Origin of the sequence: Dinghuibacter sp., assembly GCF_035492835.1 — a bacterium.
Lineage (GTDB): Bacteria > Bacteroidota > Bacteroidia > Chitinophagales > Chitinophagaceae > Dinghuibacter.
The window spans coordinates 24,405-43,901 of the sequence record NZ_DATJIY010000059.1 but is presented as its reverse complement, the minus strand read 5'-3'; the positions used below and the strand labels follow the sequence as shown (position 1 = coordinate 43,901).

General features: G+C 57.9%; 16 protein-coding genes, 1 tRNA gene and 1 riboswitch. Of the genes, 13 read left to right on the top strand and 4 right to left on the bottom strand.

The features are described from left to right. From VL547_RS05705 to VL547_RS05690, 4 genes are all read left to right on the top strand, one after another. Window positions 1-1,295, top strand: a 1,295-nt coding sequence (locus VL547_RS05705; RefSeq protein WP_325576143.1) for a hypothetical protein, incomplete at its 5' end; no start/stop codon positions are given. Continuing rightward, window positions 1,243-2,505 carry a replication-associated recombination protein A gene (locus tag VL547_RS05700; protein WP_325576139.1) on the top strand — a complete coding sequence of 421 codons (1,263 nt, stop codon included), beginning with the start codon at window positions 1,243-1,245 and terminating at the stop codon, window positions 2,503-2,505. The genes VL547_RS05705 and VL547_RS05700, both read left to right, overlap by 53 nt. Before the next feature lie 2 nt (window positions 2,506-2,507). Continuing rightward, entirely contained in the window at window positions 2,508-2,996 is a 489-nt protein-coding gene (locus VL547_RS05695; RefSeq protein ID WP_325576137.1) for a GNAT family N-acetyltransferase, read from the top strand. Between the two features lie 68 nt (window positions 2,997-3,064). Continuing rightward, window positions 3,065-4,066 carry a hypothetical protein gene (locus VL547_RS05690; RefSeq protein WP_325576135.1) on the top strand — a complete coding sequence of 334 codons (1,002 nt, stop codon included), beginning with the start codon at window positions 3,065-3,067 and terminating at the stop codon, window positions 4,064-4,066. A gap of 268 nt (window positions 4,067-4,334) precedes the next feature. Here the strand turns inward: VL547_RS05690 and uvrA are convergent, their stop codons facing one another. Together uvrA and VL547_RS05680 are read right to left on the bottom strand one after the other, a co-directional pair. Next, on the bottom strand, window positions 4,335-7,376 hold the full coding sequence (uvrA, locus tag VL547_RS05685; protein ID WP_325576133.1) for an excinuclease ABC subunit UvrA: 3,042 nt from the start codon (window positions 7,374-7,376) through the stop codon (window positions 4,335-4,337). 15 nt (window positions 7,377-7,391) lie between these two features. Then, a complete protein-coding gene (locus tag VL547_RS05680) occupies window positions 7,392-8,387 on the bottom strand; it encodes a homoserine O-acetyltransferase family protein (RefSeq protein WP_325576131.1) in 996 nt (331 codons plus the stop codon). 126 nt (window positions 8,388-8,513) lie between these two features. Here VL547_RS05680 and VL547_RS05675 point away from each other — a divergent pair, with 126 nt between their 5' ends. The 9 genes from VL547_RS05675 to VL547_RS05635 all read left to right on the top strand — a co-directional run bounded on the left by VL547_RS05675 (window position 8,514) and on the right by VL547_RS05635 (window position 17,734). After that, a complete protein-coding gene (locus VL547_RS05675; protein ID WP_325576129.1) occupies window positions 8,514-8,930 on the top strand; it encodes an OsmC family protein in 417 nt (138 codons plus the stop codon). A gap of 23 nt (window positions 8,931-8,953) precedes the next feature. Beyond that, window positions 8,954-10,114, top strand: coding sequence for a trans-sulfuration enzyme family protein (locus VL547_RS05670; protein WP_325576125.1), 1,161 nt, complete (start codon window positions 8,954-8,956; stop codon window positions 10,112-10,114). 114 nt (window positions 10,115-10,228) lie between these two features. Beyond that, a complete protein-coding gene (locus tag VL547_RS05665; protein WP_325576123.1) occupies window positions 10,229-12,670 on the top strand; it encodes an ABC transporter permease in 2,442 nt (813 codons plus the stop codon). 66 nt (window positions 12,671-12,736) lie between these two features. Continuing rightward, window positions 12,737-12,859: riboswitch (SAM riboswitch) on the top strand. Window positions 12,860-13,062: 203 nt separating this feature from the next. Then, a complete protein-coding gene (locus tag VL547_RS05660; RefSeq protein ID WP_325576121.1) occupies window positions 13,063-14,244 on the top strand; it encodes a PLP-dependent aspartate aminotransferase family protein in 1,182 nt (393 codons plus the stop codon). Then, the gene (locus VL547_RS05655; protein ID WP_325576119.1) at window positions 14,226-15,479 is read left to right on the top strand and encodes a homoserine dehydrogenase; all 1,254 of its coding nucleotides are present in this window, start codon (window positions 14,226-14,228) and stop codon (window positions 15,477-15,479) included. The genes VL547_RS05660 and VL547_RS05655 overlap by 19 nt, the downstream gene beginning before the upstream one ends. Window positions 15,480-15,531: 52 nt before the next feature. Then, window positions 15,532-15,621: transfer RNA gene (locus VL547_RS05650), tRNA-Ser, on the top strand. A 289-nt stretch (window positions 15,622-15,910) separates the two neighbouring features. Continuing rightward, entirely contained in the window at window positions 15,911-16,111 is a 201-nt protein-coding gene (locus VL547_RS05645) for a type II toxin-antitoxin system HigB family toxin (protein WP_325576117.1), read from the top strand. Then, a complete protein-coding gene (locus VL547_RS05640; protein ID WP_325576115.1) occupies window positions 16,084-16,533 on the top strand; it encodes a transcriptional regulator in 450 nt (149 codons plus the stop codon). The genes VL547_RS05645 and VL547_RS05640 overlap by 28 nt, the downstream gene beginning before the upstream one ends. Before the next feature lie 13 nt (window positions 16,534-16,546). Then, the gene (locus VL547_RS05635; protein WP_325576111.1) at window positions 16,547-17,734 is read left to right on the top strand and encodes an aspartyl protease family protein; all 1,188 of its coding nucleotides are present in this window, start codon (window positions 16,547-16,549) and stop codon (window positions 17,732-17,734) included. Between the two features lie 2 nt (window positions 17,735-17,736). Here VL547_RS05635 and VL547_RS05630 read toward each other — a convergent pair whose 3' ends face one another. Together VL547_RS05630 and VL547_RS05625 are read right to left on the bottom strand one after the other, a co-directional pair. Further along, window positions 17,737-18,564, bottom strand: a complete 828-nt coding sequence (locus VL547_RS05630) for an RNA polymerase sigma factor (protein ID WP_325576109.1) — start codon at window positions 18,562-18,564, stop codon at window positions 17,737-17,739. Between the two features lie 72 nt (window positions 18,565-18,636). Further along, complete coding sequence (locus VL547_RS05625) at window positions 18,637-19,461, bottom strand: SDR family oxidoreductase (RefSeq protein ID WP_325576107.1); 825 nt, start codon at window positions 19,459-19,461, stop codon at window positions 18,637-18,639. Window positions 19,462-19,497 lie beyond the last annotated feature (36 nt).

Sequence of the window (19,497 nt, the reverse complement as noted above, 5' to 3'; positions counted from 1 at the left end):
CGGAACCGCGGCCCGTCTACAGCACCTTTGCCAGCAAAGCCCGCCGGGAGGCCTTCTACCAGAATTTTCTAAAAAATTATATCGAGCGCGACCTGACGCTGCCGCTGGCGGACTCCACCGAGGACGACTGGTCGGACCCGTTCTATGGGATGGAATTGATGCGGTATAAAACGCCGTTTACGCTCCAGCGGATCACCGCGGCCTGGGAGCATATCGACGAGGTCTCCGAAGACTTTACAAAGGCTTTCCTCCAACTGATATTCGCCAACTACCCCAGGCGATTCCGGACGCAGGTGGAAGCGCTGATGCAGCGGACGCAAAGCGACCGGGTATTTGTGCTGTGCGCGGAATACCTGTTGCTCGATCCGGGGGATAACGCCGCGCGGACGGCGATCCGGATGCGTTTAAAAGAACGCCAGGACAGCAGCGCGGACCCCGTCCTGGACCTGTTCCGCCGCCGTCTCAACCACGAAGGCGTGCCCACGCTGACGCCCCCGCTCGAAGACCTCCTGGCCATCCAACCAGGCAAGCTCATTGTATTCAGCTTTCAGCGGTCCAACCGCGACTACCCGGGGCTCACCGTGATCCGTCGCGCGGACGGCACCTTCCAGAAGAATGCGGACGGCTCCTTCTTCTCAGTTCCCCAGCTGGCCCGTTCGGTTACCAACCTCCCCTACTATACCAAGGACGGCAACACGCCCCAGGGAATCTATCGCATGGAAGGACTTGGTTTTTCCCGGAACCAATTCCTCGGGCCCACGCTCAACATCCAGATGCGGATGCCGTATGAGGTGACGCCGGCCCGCTTTTTCAAGAACGACGGCATCACCGATACTACCTGGTACCTGGGCGCGTATAAGGATCTGTTGCCGCCTTCCTGGCGCGAAGACTTTGCGATGCAGGGGGCCTTTTACGCGGGCCGGCTTGGCCGGCGGGAAGTCATTGCCCACGGCACCACGATCAACCCGGAGTACTTCAAGGGCTGCGTTTGGTACCCCCAAACGCCTTCGCTGGGCTGTCTTTGCACCCACGAGAACTGGGACGCCGACGGAAAGCGCGTCTACAGCGACCAGCAGCAGCTGATCGACGCCCTGGACTCCGCGGGCGGGGCCGATGGCTATCTGGTAGTGGTGGAGCTGGACGATTGGCCGGGGCCCGTCCGGCTGGCCGACGTCAGCACCGCCATGACGGCCACGGACAAGGCAGCGGCCATAGCCCGGTCTGCCGTATATTTGCACCGCAATGGCGCCCACCATTCCACTGGCAGAACGCATGCGGCCCACGCGGCTGGATGACCTCATCGGGCAGGAACACCTGGCCGGGAAGGGCAGCATTTTGCGTAATGCCATCGAACACGGCAAGATTCCCTCGATTATTTTATGGGGCCCGCCCGGTGTGGGCAAAACCACGATCGCCGGCATCATCGCCCACACGCTGCACGCGCCGTTCCACACCCTCAGCGCGATCAGCAGCGGGGTAAAGGAAGTCCGGGCGGTGATCGACGAAGCCAGGGAGCAACCCGGCGCCATCCTTTTCATCGATGAAATCCACCGTTTCAACAAAGGCCAGCAGGACGCCTTGCTGGGCGCCGTGGAAAAGGGCATCGTGACGCTCATCGGCGCCACCACGGAGAACCCCAGCTTTGAGGTCAACAGCGCCTTGCTCAGCCGCGCCCAGGTGTATGTGCTAAAGCCCCTGTCCGACGCGGACCTGGAGAAGCTGCTTCAGACGGCCCTCGAAAAAGATCCCGAGATACGCGCCGCGGGGCTCCAGCTCGTCGAGACCGCCGCGCTCATCAACCTCAGCGGGGGTGACGCCCGGAAGCTCCTCAACCTGCTGGAGATCGTTGCCCAATCCGATCCGCCCGGCGGCAAGGTCACCGACGCGGTGGTCATGAACGCGGCCCAGAAAAAGGTGGCGCTCTATGACAAGAGCGGAGATCAGCACTACGACATCATTTCCGCCTTTATCAAGTCGCTGCGCGGCAGCGATCCCAACGCCGCCCTGTACTGGATGGCCCGGATGATCGAGGGTGGCGAGGACGTCAAGTTCATCGCGCGCAGGATGGTGATCCTCGCCAGCGAAGACATCGGAAACGCCAACCCCACCGCCCTGGTGATGGCCAATGCCACCTTCGAGGCGGTCAACAAGATCGGCTACCCCGAGGCGAACATCATCCTTTCGCAATGCTGTACCTATCTGGCCTGCTCCCCCAAGAGCAACGCCGCCGTGGCCGCCATCGGCGCCGCGATGGCCGCGGTCCGGAAGTACGGCGACCAGCCGGTCCCTCTGCACATCCGGAATGCACCCACCCGCCTGATGAAGAACATGGGGTATGGTAAGGATTACCAATATTCACACAACTACGAGAATAATTTTTCCCAGCAGGAATACCTCCCGGAAGCGCTCGCGGGGACTAAGTTCTACGAGCCCGGGCATAATGCCCGGGAAGAAGAGCTGAGGCGCTACCTCAAACAACTCTGGAAGGACAAATACCAATACTAGCCATGGACCAATGGATCCCCAAAACTTTTGACGAGCTTACCCCCGCGGAGCTGTATGCCCTGCTCCGGCTGCGCAGCGAGGTTTTTGTAGTGGAACAAAACTGCGTGTTCCTGGACATGGACGGCGCCGACGACGTCTGCCATCACCTGATGGGCTGGACCGGGGGCATCGACCGCCCCGACGGCCTGGGCGGATTTATTACCGAGCCGGCGTTCTTGGGCGCCTATGCGCGGATCGTACCTCCCGGCGTCAAATACAAGGAGCCCTCGATCGGCCGGATCGTTACTTCTCCGGCCAGCCGGGGCAAAGGTCTGGGGCGAACCCTTGTCGCACAATCCCTTACACATTTATATAGCCTTTATGGTCAGCAGCCTGTCAGGATAGGCGCGCAACAATACCTGGATAAGTTTTATGGCTCCTTCGGTTTTGTCCAAACCGGCGACATGTACCTGGAAGACAACATTCCGCATATAGAAATGGTGAAATATTAGGAATTTCCGCGATTGTTTGCTATTATTACAGCGTAAATCCATACCTGAAAACCTAAGATCCGTATTTTATGAAAAAGAGTTCCCCTCTTTTTACGTGGAGATTTCCAGCGCTTACCCTGCTCCTTATTGGCTTATTGTTGTCCTCGGGCACACACGCCCAGTTAGCCCTTTCTTTTAAAGACATGGAAGCCGACCTCGGCTTTGAAATAGGACCCTCTTTCTTCCTGGGTGACCTGGGGGGGAACCTTGGGGATGGGAAACGTTTTGTAAAGGACCTCAACCTGCCGACCACCCGTTACTTCCTGGGACTTTCCGGCGCCATCTATCCCGCCTCCTGGCTGGGGGTGCGGGCCAACCTCGACTACGGTCGTATCTATGGTAACGACGCCATGACCACCGGGGGCGACTTTGCCTCCAAGGGCCGCCGGATGCGCAAACTGGATTTCCGTTCCGCCATCGAGGAGGCCACCGTTTGTCTCGAGATCTATCCCACCGACTTTTTTACCCTGCCCCTGGACTACCAGCCACGGCTGCGTCCCTACGCGGTAATAGGCATAGGTGGCTTTCACTTCAACCCGCAGGGTTCCTATACCGACCCCAACACCGGTCGCACGAGCTGGGTTAACCTCCGGCCGCTGCATACCGAGGGTGAAGGCTGGGGTCCGGGCTATCCCCCGGAATACAGCCTTTGGCAGATGAACTTTCCCATGGGGATTGGCGCCCGCTACGACCTTTCGGACAGGGTCGCCATCAGCGGTGAACTGCTGGACCGTATTACGCATACCGATTACCTGGACGACGTCAGCACCACCTTTATAGGCGGGTACGATCCCACCGGCGCGAAGGCCATGGCTCTCTTCCAGCAGCACCTTTCGCCGCAAAATGCCGCCATAGCCTACCAGATGTACAACAAGAGCGGTCTGCCGTCCTCGGACTTTTCCACGCGCGGCGACCCCACCCACGATGACTCCTACTTTACCTTCACCATCCGCGTGATCGTCAAGTTCGGGAATTCCGATTCCTGGTTCGGGCGCGCGAGCGACCAGGTGAGGTGCCCGGTGCGCTGGTAAGCGCGCCGCGAAAGCGAGGCTACGGCCCGGTTTTTGCATCCAATGCGCCGCTGGGCCTCACGGCCACAAGATGTTAGAATTAATTTGTTTTAGCCATATATCCAAGCATAGCCGAGGGGAGGTGTCTACCACCCCTCTTTTTTTTGGCCCCGAGGCTTGGGGTTTGAAAACTTAAGCCTCGGGGCCAAAAAAACATATGCGTTGCGACAAAGGGGGGCAAGGCCCCCCTTTGTAATCCCCCGGAACGGGGCGCTTTGGCGCACGCGCGTTACTTCTTTTTGCGGGTGGCGGTCCTCGAGGCGGACTTGGCGGGCGCGGCGGTCTTCGCCGATTTCGCGGCGGCGCGGGCCTCGGCGGCGGCGGACTTCGCGGCTTTTTCGGCGGCCTCCCTGGCGGCCTTGGCTGCGGAACGCGCTTCGGCGGGGTTCCGCGGGAAGGTGGGGGCTTTGGCGGGTGCGACGCGCTTCTTTACCACCGCACCGTCGGGGAGCTCGAGTTTCAAAAACGCCGCCGTATGGCTCTCGGCGCAGGACAGGATTTCTTCGGGGGTGCCTTCGACGAGGATTCGTCCGCCGCCGGCGCCGCCTTCGGGGCCGAGGTCGACGATCCAGTCGGCGACCTTGACGACGTCGAGGTTGTGCTCGATGACGAGGACGGTGTTGCCGCGCTCGACCAGCTTATTCAGCACGTCGATCAGGTGGCGGATGTCTTCGAAATGGAGACCGGTGGTGGGCTCATCGAGGATATAGAAGGTCTTGCCGGTATCGCGCTTGGAAAGCTCGGTGGCGAGCTTGACACGCTGGGCTTCGCCGCCGCTGAGCGTGACGGCCGACTGGCCGAGGGTGATATAGCCGAGGCCGACGTCCTGGAGGACCTTGATCTTCCGGTAGAGGTAGGGCACGGCGGTGAAGAACTCCACGGCCTCGTCCACGGTCATGTCGAGGACGTCGCTGATGGACTTGCCCTTGTAGCGGATTTCGAGGGTCTCGCGGTTATAGCGGCGCCCGTTGCACTTTTCGCAGGGGACATAGACGTCCGGGAGGAAGTTCATCTCGATGACGCGCATCCCGCCGCCTTCGCATACATCGCAACGGCCGCCCTTGACATTGAAGGAAAAACGGCCGGCGTTGTATCCGCGGATCTTCGCCTCAGGCACCGCGGCAAAGAGCTGGCGGATTTCGGTGAAAAAGCCGCAATACGTCGCCGGGTTGCTGCGGGGCGTCCTGCCGATCGGGCTTTGGTCGATCTCGATGACCTTATCGACGTGCTCCAGCCCCTTGATGCTTTTGTATTCGAGGGGCGCCGTTTTGGACCCGTAACAATACTGGCTGAGGATGGGATACAGGGTCTCGTTGATGAGGGTGCTTTTCCCGCTCCCGCTCACGCCCGTGACGCATACGAACGTACCCAGCGGTATGCGCAGGTCGACCTGTTGGAGGTTGTTCCCGGAGGCTCCTTTGAGGTCGAGGAAATTCCCGTTGCCCGCCCGCCGGGTCGCGGGTACCTCGATCCGGCGGTGGCCGTTGAGGTAGCTGGAGGTCAGGGTGTCCAGCTTGAGCAGCGACTCGGGCGTTCCCTGGGCCACGATACGGCCCCCGTGGATACCCGCCTTGGGTCCCACGTCCACCAGGTAGTCGGCCGCCATCATGATGTCCTTGTCGTGCTCGACGACCAGGACGCTGTTACCGATGTCGCGGAGGTTCCGGAGCGCCTCGATCAGCCGGTGGTTGTCCCGCTGGTGTAAACCGATGGAAGGTTCGTCCAGGATATAGGTGATGCCCTGCAGCTGTGATCCGATCTGCGTGGCCAGCCGGATGCGTTGGGATTCCCCGCCGCTCAGCGTACGCGTGGGCCGCTCCAGCGTCAGATAGGTCAGACCCACGTCCAGCAGGAACTGCAGCCGCTCCCGGATTTCCTTGAGGATGTCCTTGGCGATGGTGTTCTGCTTGGCGGACAGGCGCTTTTCGATCCCGTTGAACCACGCCCAGAGCGTGTCCAGGTTCCAGGAGCTGAGCTCGGCGATGTTTTCATCCGCCACGCGGAACCACAGGCTTTCCTTCCGGAGCCGGGCACCATCGCAGGTATCACACGTCTTGAGCTCCATGAACTGCTCCGCCCACTCCCGCACGTGCTCGCTCATGCCACCGGAGAACCAGCGCTTGACCATATTCACGATCCCCTCGTATTCCTCGGGGTTGCCCGTGTTTTCCTCTTCAAAACCGACCTCCGTGGTCCCTTCGCCGTCCTCGTTCCCATAGAGCAGGACGTTGAGGACTTTGGGCGGCAGGTCCTGGATCGGCGTTTCGGGTTTGACGCGGTATTTCTTCAGGATTTGCTCTACCTGCTTGTACACATACGCGGCGCGCTCGCCGCCGAGGGGCGCGATACCGCCATCCTTTACGGAGACCGAACGATCGGGGATGATCGCGTTCAGGTCGATCTGGTATATGGTGCCGAGGCCCTTACACACCGGGCACGCGCCATAAGGCGAATTAAAGGAGAACGAGTTCGGCGAGGGCTCCTCGTAGGATATACCGGTGTCCTCGCACATCAGCTGCTTGGAATACTGCAGCACCTTACCCGCGTCGCCCACCAAAAGGAACAACAGATCCTTGCCCGCCTGGAGCGTCTTCTGGACGCTCTGGCTCAAACGGACCCGCATATCGTCGGCGACGGGCAGGCGATCCACCACGACCTCGATGTCGTGGATCTTGTACCGGTCGACCTGCATCTTCGGCGCGAGGTCCAGGATCTCGCCATCCACGCGCACCTTTACGTATCCTTTCTTCCGGATGTCCTCGAACAGCTCCCTGTAGTGGCCCTTGCGTCCCCGGACCAGGGGCGCCAGCAGGGTGATCTTTTTACCCTTGAATTTCTGGTAGATGTTGGCGACGATCTCCTCTTCGCTGAACTTCACCATCTTTTTCCCCGTGTTGTAGCTGTAGGCTTCGCCGATACGGGCATACAACAGCCTGAGGAAGTCATAGACCTCGGTTATCGTGCCCACCGTGGAACGGGGGTTCTTGTTGGTCGTCTTTTGCTCGATGGATATGACCGGAGAAAGCCCGGTGATCTTGTCCACATCCGGCCGCTCCATTTCGCCTATGAATTGCCGGGCATAGGCGCCGAAGGTCTCCATATACCGCCGCTGTCCCTCCGCGTAAATGGTATCGAAGGCCAGCGAAGACTTGCCGCTTCCGCTGATACCCGTGATGACCACCATTTTGTTCTTGGGAATATGAAGATCTACGTTACGCAGGTTGTGCACCCGCGCGCCAAACACATCTATGTATTCTTCCGCTTCGTGCATAGTACGCAAAGGTACTTAAGCTTCACGAAGCCACTCGGCTAAATATTCGCTAATCTTGGCCGATTCTGTCAAAAAACCGTCATGTCCGTAGACCGAGTCGATCCCTATCAGACGGGCCTGCGGAAGGTGCTGCGCCAGGAATTTCTGCTCCACGAAGGGACACAGGAGGTCGCTGTCGATCCCCATGACCAGGGACCGCTGCCGGATGCTCTTCAGGGCCATTTCCAGGTCCAAGTCCCGGCCCCGGCCGATGTTATGGCTGTCCATGCTCCGGGTAAGGACCCAATAGTTCCGGGCATGGAACCGTCTGACGAGCTTTTCACCCTGGTACCGGATATACGACTCGGCCCGGAACCCCTGGAGGGCGCCGGGAGGACCGGTTTGGGCATTGACATATTGCTGGTAAGTCCGGTAGGTCAGCATGCCGATCGCCCGGGCGGCCATCAGCCCCGCCGCGCCGCCCGACGGGAGGTTCCAGGTCGGATCGGCCTCCAGCGCCAGGCGCTGGGCGGTATGGATGGCGATACCCCAGGCGCTTTCCGAGGCGCCCGTTCCTATCAGGAATAATTCCCGGATCACGTCCGGTTCCATGAGCGCCCACTCCAGGACCTGGTAGCCCCCCATGCTGCCGCCCATCAGCAGCCGGATACTCGCCAGCCCCAGGTGCTCCCGGAGCAGGATATGCGCCCGGACCATGTCCCGGATCGTTATAAGGGCCGGCGTTTCCCCTTCGAAGATCGCCGCCTCGGTGCCGTAACAGGACCCGAGGATATTGGCGCAAACGACAAAATACTTGTCCGTATCGATCACCCTGCCGGGCCCGATCAGACCGCTCCACCACTCGGCCGCGTTGCTGCTGGCCGTGAGCGCGTGACAAACCCACACCACGTTATTCCCCTCCGCATCCAGGTGGCCAAACGTATGGTACCCTATGGTAAATTCGTCCAGGATAAGGCCGGATTCCAACGCGAACGGGCGTTTGTGACGATAATATTGCAATATGGACGACATGCCGTTATTTAAGTCGGGGCGGCGGCCTTGGCGGGCAATTTAGTCCACCGTCCCGACACCGCTATTAAAAATAGCTGCAAAGTAAAAACGATTCGCCGTTAACTTTGTAAAAAATATTGTGCGATTATGCTGATCGAATTGAAACGGATCGATGACAATTTCGGATTTGAGGCAAAGGACGTTAATGGCAACACCGTCCGTCTCGACGCAGGGACCGCCTCGGGGGGCACGGAGCACGGCGCCAGGCCGATGCAGCTCCTGTTGATGGGGCTGGGCGGCTGTAGCGGCATCGACATCGTCAGCATCCTGAAGAAACAACGTCAGCGGATCGACGACTTCACCATACAGATCGACGGCACCCGGGAGGCGGGCAAAGAGCCCTCCCTTTGGGAAAACGTCGCGATCCGTTTTCACCTGAAGGGAGATATAGAGCCGGGGAAGGCCCAGCGGGCCGTAGAGCTGTCCATGGAGAAGTATTGTTCCGTTGCGGAAACCCTCCGCAAATCCGGGACGCATTTGTCCTGGAGCGTGACCGTGAACTAAGTCTCTCCAACCAAAAAAAAATCATGCAACCAATAACAAAAGCCATCCGCACCCGCGTCCCGCAGACGGATGAGATGGAACATTCCTCCCCGCTCTTTCTGACCTCCAGCTTTACCTACGACAGCGCGGAAGACATGCGGGCCGCCTTCGCCGACGAAAACGACGCCAACATCTACACCCGCTTCAGCAACCCCAGCGTCCAGGAGTTCACCGACCGCGTATGCGCGCTCGAAGGTGCGGAGGCCGGTTTTGCGACGGCCTCGGGGATGAGCGCCATCTTTGGCACGTTCCTCTCCTTCCTGAAGACCGGGGACCACCTGTTGTCCTGCAGCTCCATCTTTGGCTCGACCCATTCGCTGATCACCAAATACCTCTCCCGCTGGGGCATCACCTACACCTACGCCGACATCAACCAACCCGATACCTGGGCGTCGCTGATCCAGCCCAATACGAAGATGTTGTTCCTGGAAACCCCCACCAACCCCGGTCTCGACCTGGTCGACCTGGAATGGGTCGGTAAGCTGACAAAGGAAAAAGGCATCCTGCTGGTCGTGGACAACTGTTTTGCCACACCCATTGCGCAACAGCCGCTCCGGTACGGCGCCGACCTCGTAATCCATTCCGCGACGAAGTGGATGGACGGACAGGGACGCGTGCTGGGCGGCGTAGTCGTCGGGCGCTCCGATTTGATCCACGACGTCTATTTGTTCTGCCGCACCACCGGTCCTGCCCTGTCGCCATTCAACGCGTGGGTCCTGTCGAAGAGCCTCGAGACTTTGGAAGTCCGGATGGACCGCCACGCCTCCAGCGCACTGAAGATCGCCACCGCGCTGGAAGGCCACCCACGGCTGCTCTCGGTAAAGTATCCGTTCCTGAAATCCCATCCCCAGTACGACATCGCCGTCAAACAAATGTCCAACGGCGGCGGCATCGTCTGTTTCGAGCTCGCCGGCGGTCTGGATGCCGGTCGCAAATTCCTCGACGCCCTCGATATGCTGTCGCTCACGGCCAACCTCGGCGACTCGCGCACGATCGCGTCCCACCCGGCGTCTACCACGCACGCAAAGCTCTCCGAGGCCGAGCGGCTCGCCGTAGGGATTACGCCCGGGTTGATCCGCATTTCCGTGGGGCTCGAGGCGCCGGAAGATATCCTGGCGGACATACGGCAGGCGCTGGACGCGTAGACGCCGGTGTATCGAAACCGCACACCTGCCGTTGCGTTTGCGGACGACATAGCGCCAAATAGCCTTGAAAGTCAGCGCAATAGCCCCAGGCATGGCGTTCGCGGGGGATAAGGCATGTTTAAAAACTACCTGCTCGTCGCCGCGCGCAATCTGCAGCGCCACAAGATCCTCTCCGCCATCCACGTGCTGGGGCTTGCGATCAGCATCAGCGCCTCGCTGGTGATCTTCCTCATCGTGCGCTATAGCTACGGCTTCGACCGGTTCGAGCCGGATGCAGGACGGTTGTACCGGGTGGTGAGCGATTATTCTTCGCAAAACGGCAGCGGGCATACGCGGGGTACCCAGGCCCCGATGTCGGAGGTCGTTCAAAAAGAACTGGCCGGCACCGATCTTGTTACCGTATTCCGGTACTACAGCCCAAACAAGCAAAGCATCCAATTGCCCGGGGAAAAGAAACCGGCAAAATTTCCGGCGCAACGCAAGATCATTTTTACCAATCCTGCCTATTTCCAAATGCTGCACTTCACATGGCTGGCGGGGTCGCCGGAAGCAATACAGCAGCCGGGGCGCGTCGTTCTGGATGAAACGCGTGCACAATTGTATTTTCCCGGTAAATCTTACGACCAGGTCGTGGGCAGCTCGATTGTGTATGACGATTCCATTACCGCGCAGGTCTCCGGGATCGTCCGGGACCTGGACAAGCAAGGCAGCACCGATTTTTCCTTCCATGAGTTTATTTCGCTCGCCACCCTGCTGGACAACCAGGGTTTGCGGCGGCATTTCTTTTGGGATGACTGGGGTGGGACGACGAGCGACCAGCAATTGTTCGTCCGGCTTTCCAAGGGATCGACCCGGGACGCCATCAATGCCCGGCTGCATTACCTGGGGGAAAAGTACATCGGGGACGACGAACGCAAGTACCACTACTCCTGGAAATTCTTGCTTCAGCCCTTAAGCGATGTTCATTTCAATAAGGATTACGGCATCCTGGACAGCCCGGTATCCGATAAAAATATGTTGAATGGGATGATGGCGATCGCCGTTTTTCTTTTGGCGCTTGCCTGTATAAATTTTATCAACCTGACGACCGCGCAGGCTACGGTCCGGGCCAGGGAGATCGGCATCCGGAAGACCATGGGCAGCTCACGGTTGCAGCTGGTATCCCAGTTTTTGAGCGAGACGTTCCTCGTCACCTCCGTCTCCGCTGTCTTATCCCTCCTGTTGCTCCGCTGGCTGGTGAAGGCGTTCTCGGATTATATGCCCCAAGGGTTCCATTTTACGTTCACCGATCCGTCGCTTTTTCTTTTTGTAGCCCTGCTGGTTGTCGCCGTGACCCTGTTGTCTGGCACATACCCGGCATTGGTGCTTTCTTCCTGGAACGCGGCCGTGGTGATGAAAAACCAAGGGGTCTCGAGCAATACGCGTAAAGCATGGATGAGGAAAACACTGACCGTATCCCAGTTCGTCATCGCACAATTTTTCATCATGGGGACGCTGGTCGTCTCCAAACAGATCCGCTACATGCTCGACTCCGACCTCGGGTTCCGCAAGGAGGCGGTGCTGAGCTTTTCCATACCCGGTGGAGACACCTCCGTAAGCCGACGGCTTGCACTTTTGAACGAAGTCAAACAATTACCCGCGGTGGAGATGGCCAGCCTGGCCAGCGACGTCACCAATTCCGGCGGCTGGTGGCACAAGGAGATCAACTACAAGGACGGTAAAAAGGACCTGCAAATACCAGTGGAATTAAAAGCGGGCGACGTCAATTTCCTCAAGCTTTTCCACATACCGCTGATCGCAGGCCGGGAGCCGTTGCCCTCGGATACCGTTATCGACATTGTCATCAATGAAACCTACATGCACGCGCTGGGCTTTCAAAAACCGGAAGACGCCATCGGGAAGGTTACGCTGTGGGATGGCAAGCGCGTGCCTATTGCAGGGGTAATGAAGAACTTTTACGCGCATTCCCTGGATCATGCCATCGAACCGATGGCGTTTTTCCATTCGCTGTCGGACAGCAGGACGATGATCGTCGCGCTCCCCCCCAGGGGCAGGTGGAAGGAAACCATTGATCGGATGGGAACCGCCTTCAAGAGCCTGTACCCGGATGACACCTTCGACTACAATTTCCTGGACGACAGCATCAACAATTCTTATGGCGAAGAGAAACGCATCGAGCGTTTGATCGCGTGGTCCGCGGGCCTAACCATCTTTATCAGTTGTCTCGGCCTGCTGGGACTGGTTATGTATACGACGAACCAGCGCACCAGGGAGATCGGCATCCGGAAAGTCCTCGGCGCCTCCATCCGTCAAATCGTGTCCCTTTTGTCCAGGGATTTTATGGCGTTGGTCGGGCTCGCGTTCGTGATTGCCACGCCGCTGGCCTGGTGGGCCAACCATGCATGGCTGCAACACTATGCCTATCGGATCGCCCTGAGCTGGTGGCTGTTCCCGCTGTGTGGCTTGGCGATGACGCTAATCGCCTTGTTAACCATTAGCTATCAAACGATTAGAGCGGCGGCCGCGAACCCGGTCGACAACCTCAGGACGGAGTGATATGTAAAAAAATTTGGCGGTCTCGCCCAAACCGCTATAACTTTGTGACCAGTTCTTTTGACACGTCTCTTATCAAGAAAGGCTGAGGGAAATGGCCCTTTGAAGCCTTGACAACCTGCTACCCACCCGAAAGGGCGGGGAAGTAAGGTGCCAACTCCATCCCGATGGAACAATCGGGACAGATAAGTCAGTGAAAGCAGAAAATATTGGTAAAGCGCCATATAATTGAAGCCCATCTGACGATCCAGGTGGGTTTTTTTGTGCCCGTACGTGGCGTGCCCGTGACCGTGAGGCCGCGGCCCACGACGTAAGGGGGCGAAGCCCGAACGCTGATCTTGATAAAAGTGGTGTCGCTAAACCACCTGTTTTTCAAACAAAAAAAACTGTCTATCATGCAAGCGACAACCAAATTACTTCAAAGCATCCCCGTCGACGAACTGACGGGAGCCATCGCCGTGCCCATCTACCAGACGTCCACCTTCGTCCAGGAAGCCCCCGGCATCAACAAGGGTTATGACTATTCCCGGAGCGGCAACCCCACCCGCCACGCCCTCGAGTCGATCGTGGCCGGGCTGGAGGGCGGAAAGGTAGGGCTCGCCTTTTCGAGCGGCCTGGCCGCCATCGACGCGGTGCTTCGCCTGCTCCAGAGCGGGGACGAGGTCATCGCGGTGGACGACATCTACGGCGGCGCCTTCCGGTTGTTCGATAAGGTGTATAAAAAATTCGGCGTAAAGGTCACCTTCGTCGACACCACCGACCTCACGCAGGTATTCAACGCGATCACGCCAAAAACCAAACTGATCTGGCTCGAAACGCCCACCAACCCCACGCTCAAGATTTCGGACATCGCCGCCATCGCCAAGCTGGCGCGGCAGCTAAACGTGTGTCTTTGCGTGGATAATACTTTTGCATCGCCGGCCGGGCAACTCCCTCTTTCGCTGGGAGCTGACATCGTCGTCCACAGCGCCACCAAGTACATCGGCGGACACAGCGACGTGATCGCCGGTGTGGTCGTGACCCGTACCGAAGAACTCGGCGAACAGATCCGGTTCTACCAGAACGCCTGCGGGGCCGTGCTGTCGCCCTTCGACAGCTTCCTGCTGATTCGCGGCATCGAAACCCTGCCGCTCCGCGTCAAGGCGCAAAGCCGCAGCGCCCAGGCCATCGCGGAGTTCCTGGAAGATCACCCTTTGGTTTCCAGGGTCTTCTATCCCGGGCTGGCTTCACACCCCGGTCACGCTATCGCGGCCGCCCAGCAGCAAACCTTTGGCGGCGTTGTCTCGTTTGTATTAAAGGATGACTCGGAGGAAGCCGCCCGCGCCCTCGTCACCCATACCCGCTACTTCAACCTGGCCGAAAGCCTCGGTGGGGTAAAAAGCCTCATCGCCCATCCCGCCACCATGACCCACGCCTCCATTCCGGGGGACGTTCGCCGGGCGGCGGGTGTCGCCGACGGCCTGGTACGGCTGTCCGTCGGACTGGAAGAAGCGGAAGACCTGATTGCGGATTTAACCGACGCCCTCCAGGCGTCTACCTATAAAAAACAAGAATTGAAATGGCACAAAAGCAACTGACCATTGGATTGTTCGGATTTGGCGTCGTAGGCGAGGGCCTCTACAGGGTCCTCCAGCAAACGCCCTCCCTCAAAGCCACGCTCAAAAAAGTCGTAATAAAGAATCCGGGTAAAAAGCGGAACGCCCCGCTGGAATTGTTCACCACCGATCGGGACCAGATCCTGAACGACCCCGAGATCAACGTCGTGGTCGAGGTGATCGACGACTCCGAGGCGGCGTTCCAGATCGTCTCCACGGCCCTAAGTAACGGCAAGGCCGTCGTCAGCGCCTCCAAAAAGATGATCGCCGAGCACCTGCCGGAGCTGCTGGCCCTCCAGCAAAAGACCGGCCAGCCGTTCCTCTACGAGTCCGCCGCCTGCGCCTCCATCCCCGTGATCCGCAACCTGGAAGAGTATTACGACAACGACCTCCTGCATTCCATCAAGGCCATCGTTAACGGCTCCACCAATTTTATCCTCACCAAGATATTCGAGGAAAAACTGGACTTCAAACAAGCCCTTATCCTGGCGCAGCAACTCGGCTTTGCCGAAAGCAACCCCACCCTGGACGTCGAAGGCTACGACGCCGTTAACAAGTGGTCCTTCCTGCTCACGCACGCCTATGGCGCCATCGTCCACCCGAACGACCTTGTTTTCACGGGCATACAGCACATCCAACCGGGGGATGCCGTCGTCGCCCGGGAAAAGAACTTCCAGATCAAGCTCGTCGCCCAGGCCAAAAAGCTCCTGTCCGGTAAGGTCGCCGCATTTGTCCTTCCCCAGTTCGTAAAACCCGAGGACCCGCTGTCCTTTGTCAAAAACGAATACAACGGCGTCGTCATCGAAAGCGGTTTCGCCGACAAGCAATTCTTCTACGGCAAGGGCGCCGGCAGTTTCCCCACCGCCTCGGCCGTCCTCAGCGACATCTCCGCCCTGCGCTACGAATACCGGTACGAGTACAAAAAGCTCTACCACCACCAACCGCTCGAAATCACCACCGATTTCCACATCAAAGCCTACCTCAGCTTCGACGAATGGAAACACATCCCCCGCGACGATTTCAACTGGATCGAAGAATGGCACGCCGAGTCCGAACGCAAATACCTCATCGCCGTATTCCCGTTCGCGCTGTTGCATTCCGGCACCTGGTGGAAAGAGAACAATGTATCCCTGATCCTAGCCCCCGATCCCATCATCGAGGACGTGGAAGTCAGGCAGTTAAAGAAAAAGAGCCTCGAGTTGGCCGGAATCGTGTAAAAACCTATTTTTGCAACCCCGCAGGCGCATTTGCGTGCGCCCGCGGCCTTTCGGAGAGATGCCTGAGTGGCCGAAAGGAACGGTTTGCTAAACCGTCGTACGCCTTTAAAGTGTACCGAGGGTTCGAATCCCTCTCTCTCCGCTAGCACAAAAGCGCCAGCGCCGCCGACGAAGTCGGTGGCGTTTTTCGTTTGGAGCGGATGGAACGAGCTCGCTCGTTCCGGCCGCGGAAGGCGAAAAACACCGCGCACAGCGCGGTGCTGGCGCGGGTGCGCTGAAGCCCCCCACCTAAGGGATCAGCGAGGCTGCTTCGCGGCCGCAGCTAATCCCTCTCGCAACGCCTCCAAAAAGTACGCATTACGCGAACTTTTCCGTATCTTAGCATAACCTTGCTGTGAAAGTTCACCTAGTTAAAAAGCAAACCATTGACGATGAGCAGTGCTGACTGGAGTGAGCCAGGGGATATATTAAAGACATTCGGCGCAACGGATTTGTTAGGCAACAACTGCGACCGGGCAGTCTTTGACATTGGAGGAAACAATTACCGCGTTATCTGCCATTATGTGTTCGGTGACAAACAAGTACATCTATTAACAAAAACAGCATGGAATCTATTCAATTCAAAGTCATAAAAAGCTCAAAACAATACAAGGACTATTGCAACATGCTCGAAAACCTCGTTATGATGGAAAAGAAGAGTAAGCTGCAGCAGGATACGATTGAGCTGTTGACGGTTCTCATTGAAAAATGGGATCAGAAGCACAATACTTTTTCAGACGCCGATCCGGTCGAGCTGCTTGTCTACCTGATTAAGACAAACAACCTTAAAGCGGTAGACCTGGCTAAACAATTGGATGTAAGTAAAAGCCTCATATCGGATATTCTTCACTACAGACGAGGGCTATCCAGGGATATTATCCGTAAGTTGGCTACTCGTTTTAAGGTATCACAGGAGCTTTTTAACAAGCCTTACAAGCTCATATCGCCTGTGAACTCCCATTTGAAAGATGCAAGTGTGATGAATACAAAAAAAACGCTGTCACGAGCCGTCTGATTTCACCCCAGCCATGACCCCAAAGCTCCTCCTCCCCCTCCTCCTCCTATCCACCGCCAGGGCCCAATCCCCCCAACAGGTCCTGCAATGGATCAACACCCCCAAAGCCGAAACCCACGACGTCTACGAGGAAATCCCGTTCGAATACCGCAACGGCAGCATCGTGATCAGGGTAACCATCGGCGATGACAGCTACCAATATATATTCGATACCGGCGGCTATAACGACATCACCGATGATATCCAGGCGAAGAAGCATTTCCCCATACTGACCACGGAGACCGTTGGCAGCTCCAACAGGCTAAAGGCAAAGGTCAACCTCGTAAAAGTGGACAGCCTGAAAATCGGATCGCTGCTGTTCCGTGACGTGGCCGCGCTGCAAATGAATTTCCACCATTCGCCGACGATCGGCTGTACGGTCGATGGCGCGCTCATCGGCGCCAGCATTATCCACGGGTATTGCTGGCAGATCGATTATGAGCACAAAAAAATAATCGTCACCGATCATCCGGACCGGCTACCGGGTCTGGGAGGTTCGGTAAAGGTTCCCGTCGCCTTTAATTCCCGGCTTATGCCATTTGTCATGGCCAGGCTGGATGGCAAAGACGTCCGGTTCATGTTCGACCTCGGTAGCTCGTCCCCGTTCATACTGACGGAGAAAAACGCAGAACCATACGCGGCGGAAAAACAGTTTATCACCATCGACGGGGTAACCTCGGAAGGCGGCAACGGCGTTATCAGGCAAACCATAAAGGTATTCAAGGTCGATTCGCTCCAGCTCGCCGGAACCTGCTTCCGGAACACACCTGTGTATAGCCTGCCGAACATCACCGACAACCTGATAGGCAACCCCATCATCAAGCACTTTCTCGTGACCCTCGATTTTCCGGACAGCGCCATTTACCTCACCCCCACCACGCCGCCAAAAGGGGGATTGGAAACGTATGGCTTTAGCTTGAAATACGACAACGGGAAAACGGTGGTCGGTTCTTTATACGAGGGCTCCGCAGCCGATCGGTCCGGCTTGCGTATCGGCGATACGGTCACCTCGGTCAACGGACAAGCCCTCACCTTTCCCGATCCATGCGCCGCCATCCCAACATTAGCGGCGTTGATTGGCTCCGAAGGCGATATCGAGCTAACCATACTCAGGGACAGGTCGGCTGTCGCCGTGCGTATAGCCAAAGAAAAATTGTTTTGACTTCACTCAAAAAAATCCTTCTTATCCCCGATCGCCGTCCTCGTACACTTCATAATCTCATCCTGCAAATCCGTCCCCGACGAATTCAACGGGTCAATCGCCTTGACGAGCAGCGTCCGCAGGGCAAACAGCTCCTCCCGGTTGTATTTCTTCGACGCCTTGACCAGCTCCAGCTTCATCCGCTCCTCCTGCTGGTCCTGTTTGGGATTGAAGACCGCGTTGATATGGCTGCACTGGTCGCAGACCCCGTTTTTGTTGACCAACGCACACCGGTGGTCGAAAATATCCGTCATGACCCCGCGGGCATCGCCGACGAGGTGTTTGACCACGCCCTCCGTCTTGTCCAGTATGAGCGCGATATCCTTGATGGGATAGTCGTAGATATCCTTCAGGATCAGCGAGACCTGGTTTTCTATGGGTAGCGTCTTGGAGATGCAGGTAAAACAGAAGTCGATGTGCTCCCTCATTTCATAGGCGCCGGCGCGGGCGTTATCATGAACGACCCAAAACGCCTTCCTGACCTCGTCGGAGCCCAGGGCCAGGTCGGCGCCCCGGTCCTGGGCGTCTGCGCTCCACCTTTTTTTCTTCCGCAGATGGTCATACGCCAGGTTGGTGGCGATTTTGAAAACCCAGGTCTTTAGCGATGACTCCCGGTTGAAGGTCGATATACCGGAAAACGCCCTGACAAAAGTGTCGTGCGCCAGGTCGTCCACGTCGTTCCTGTCGGTGAGCAACCGGTACAGATACGACTTCAACTGGGTTTGAAATTCTGCAAACAGGGTTTGAAAAGCATTTATATCCCCGGCTATGGCACGGTCCAGCATTTCCATGGTATCAAAATTTGGTGGCGACCCCGGGCCTCCGGCACAAGACCGGAGGGCCCGAAAGGCGCAACCGCTAATTTATAATATGTTCAGCTTCCCGCAATCCACATCGATCGCATGACTGTTGAACGCAACGCCCGCGTCCGAGGCTATAAAGGCCGCCGTCTCACCCACTTGTTTCAGGGTGGGGCTCGTCTTCAGGATGTCGAACGCCTTGTATTGCGCCACCAGCTGCTCGACCGGAACCCCGTACTCTTTTGCGGCGGATGCTATCCACCCGGAGATCCTTTGCGTCTCCATCAGCGCGCCGGGGGTGATACAGGTCACCTTTATGCCCTCGCCGCCCCATTCGGCGGACATTACCCGGGTCATCGCTTCGACGGCGGCACAGGCGGCCGAGAAGCCCGACAGGTTCGGGATCTTGGATCGGGCCGCCGCAGACGACAGCAGGATGATGGTGCCCCGGGATTGGGTTTGTATCATATACTTCGCCGCTACCCGGGACGTCAGGAACTGCGACCCGCAAATCTTCTGTACCGGCGCCAGAAATTGCGCCAGCGTAGCCACCGTGGCCGGCGGACGACCACCCATCTCGCTGTACTCCACCGCGATGCCATTGAATACGATGTCCAGCTTGCCGTTGTCCGCGACGACCTTCTTCAAAAAGCCGTCGATCTCCCCCTCATCCAGGGCGTCCACTTTGGCGGCCTCGGCGCTCCCGCCACCGGCCCCGGCGCTCCCACTGGCAGCCTTGATCTCCGCGGCAAGGGCTTTTACGGCTTCCAGATTCCTCGCGGTCACATAGACCTTTGCCCCGTGCTGGGCGAACGAATGTGCCACAGCGCCCGCGATCTCTCCGGTTGCGGCAAAAACAACGGCTACTTTGTCTTTTAAATTTTGCATTTTGTGTGTGTTTTGCGTGATAGACGTACGGGCCGT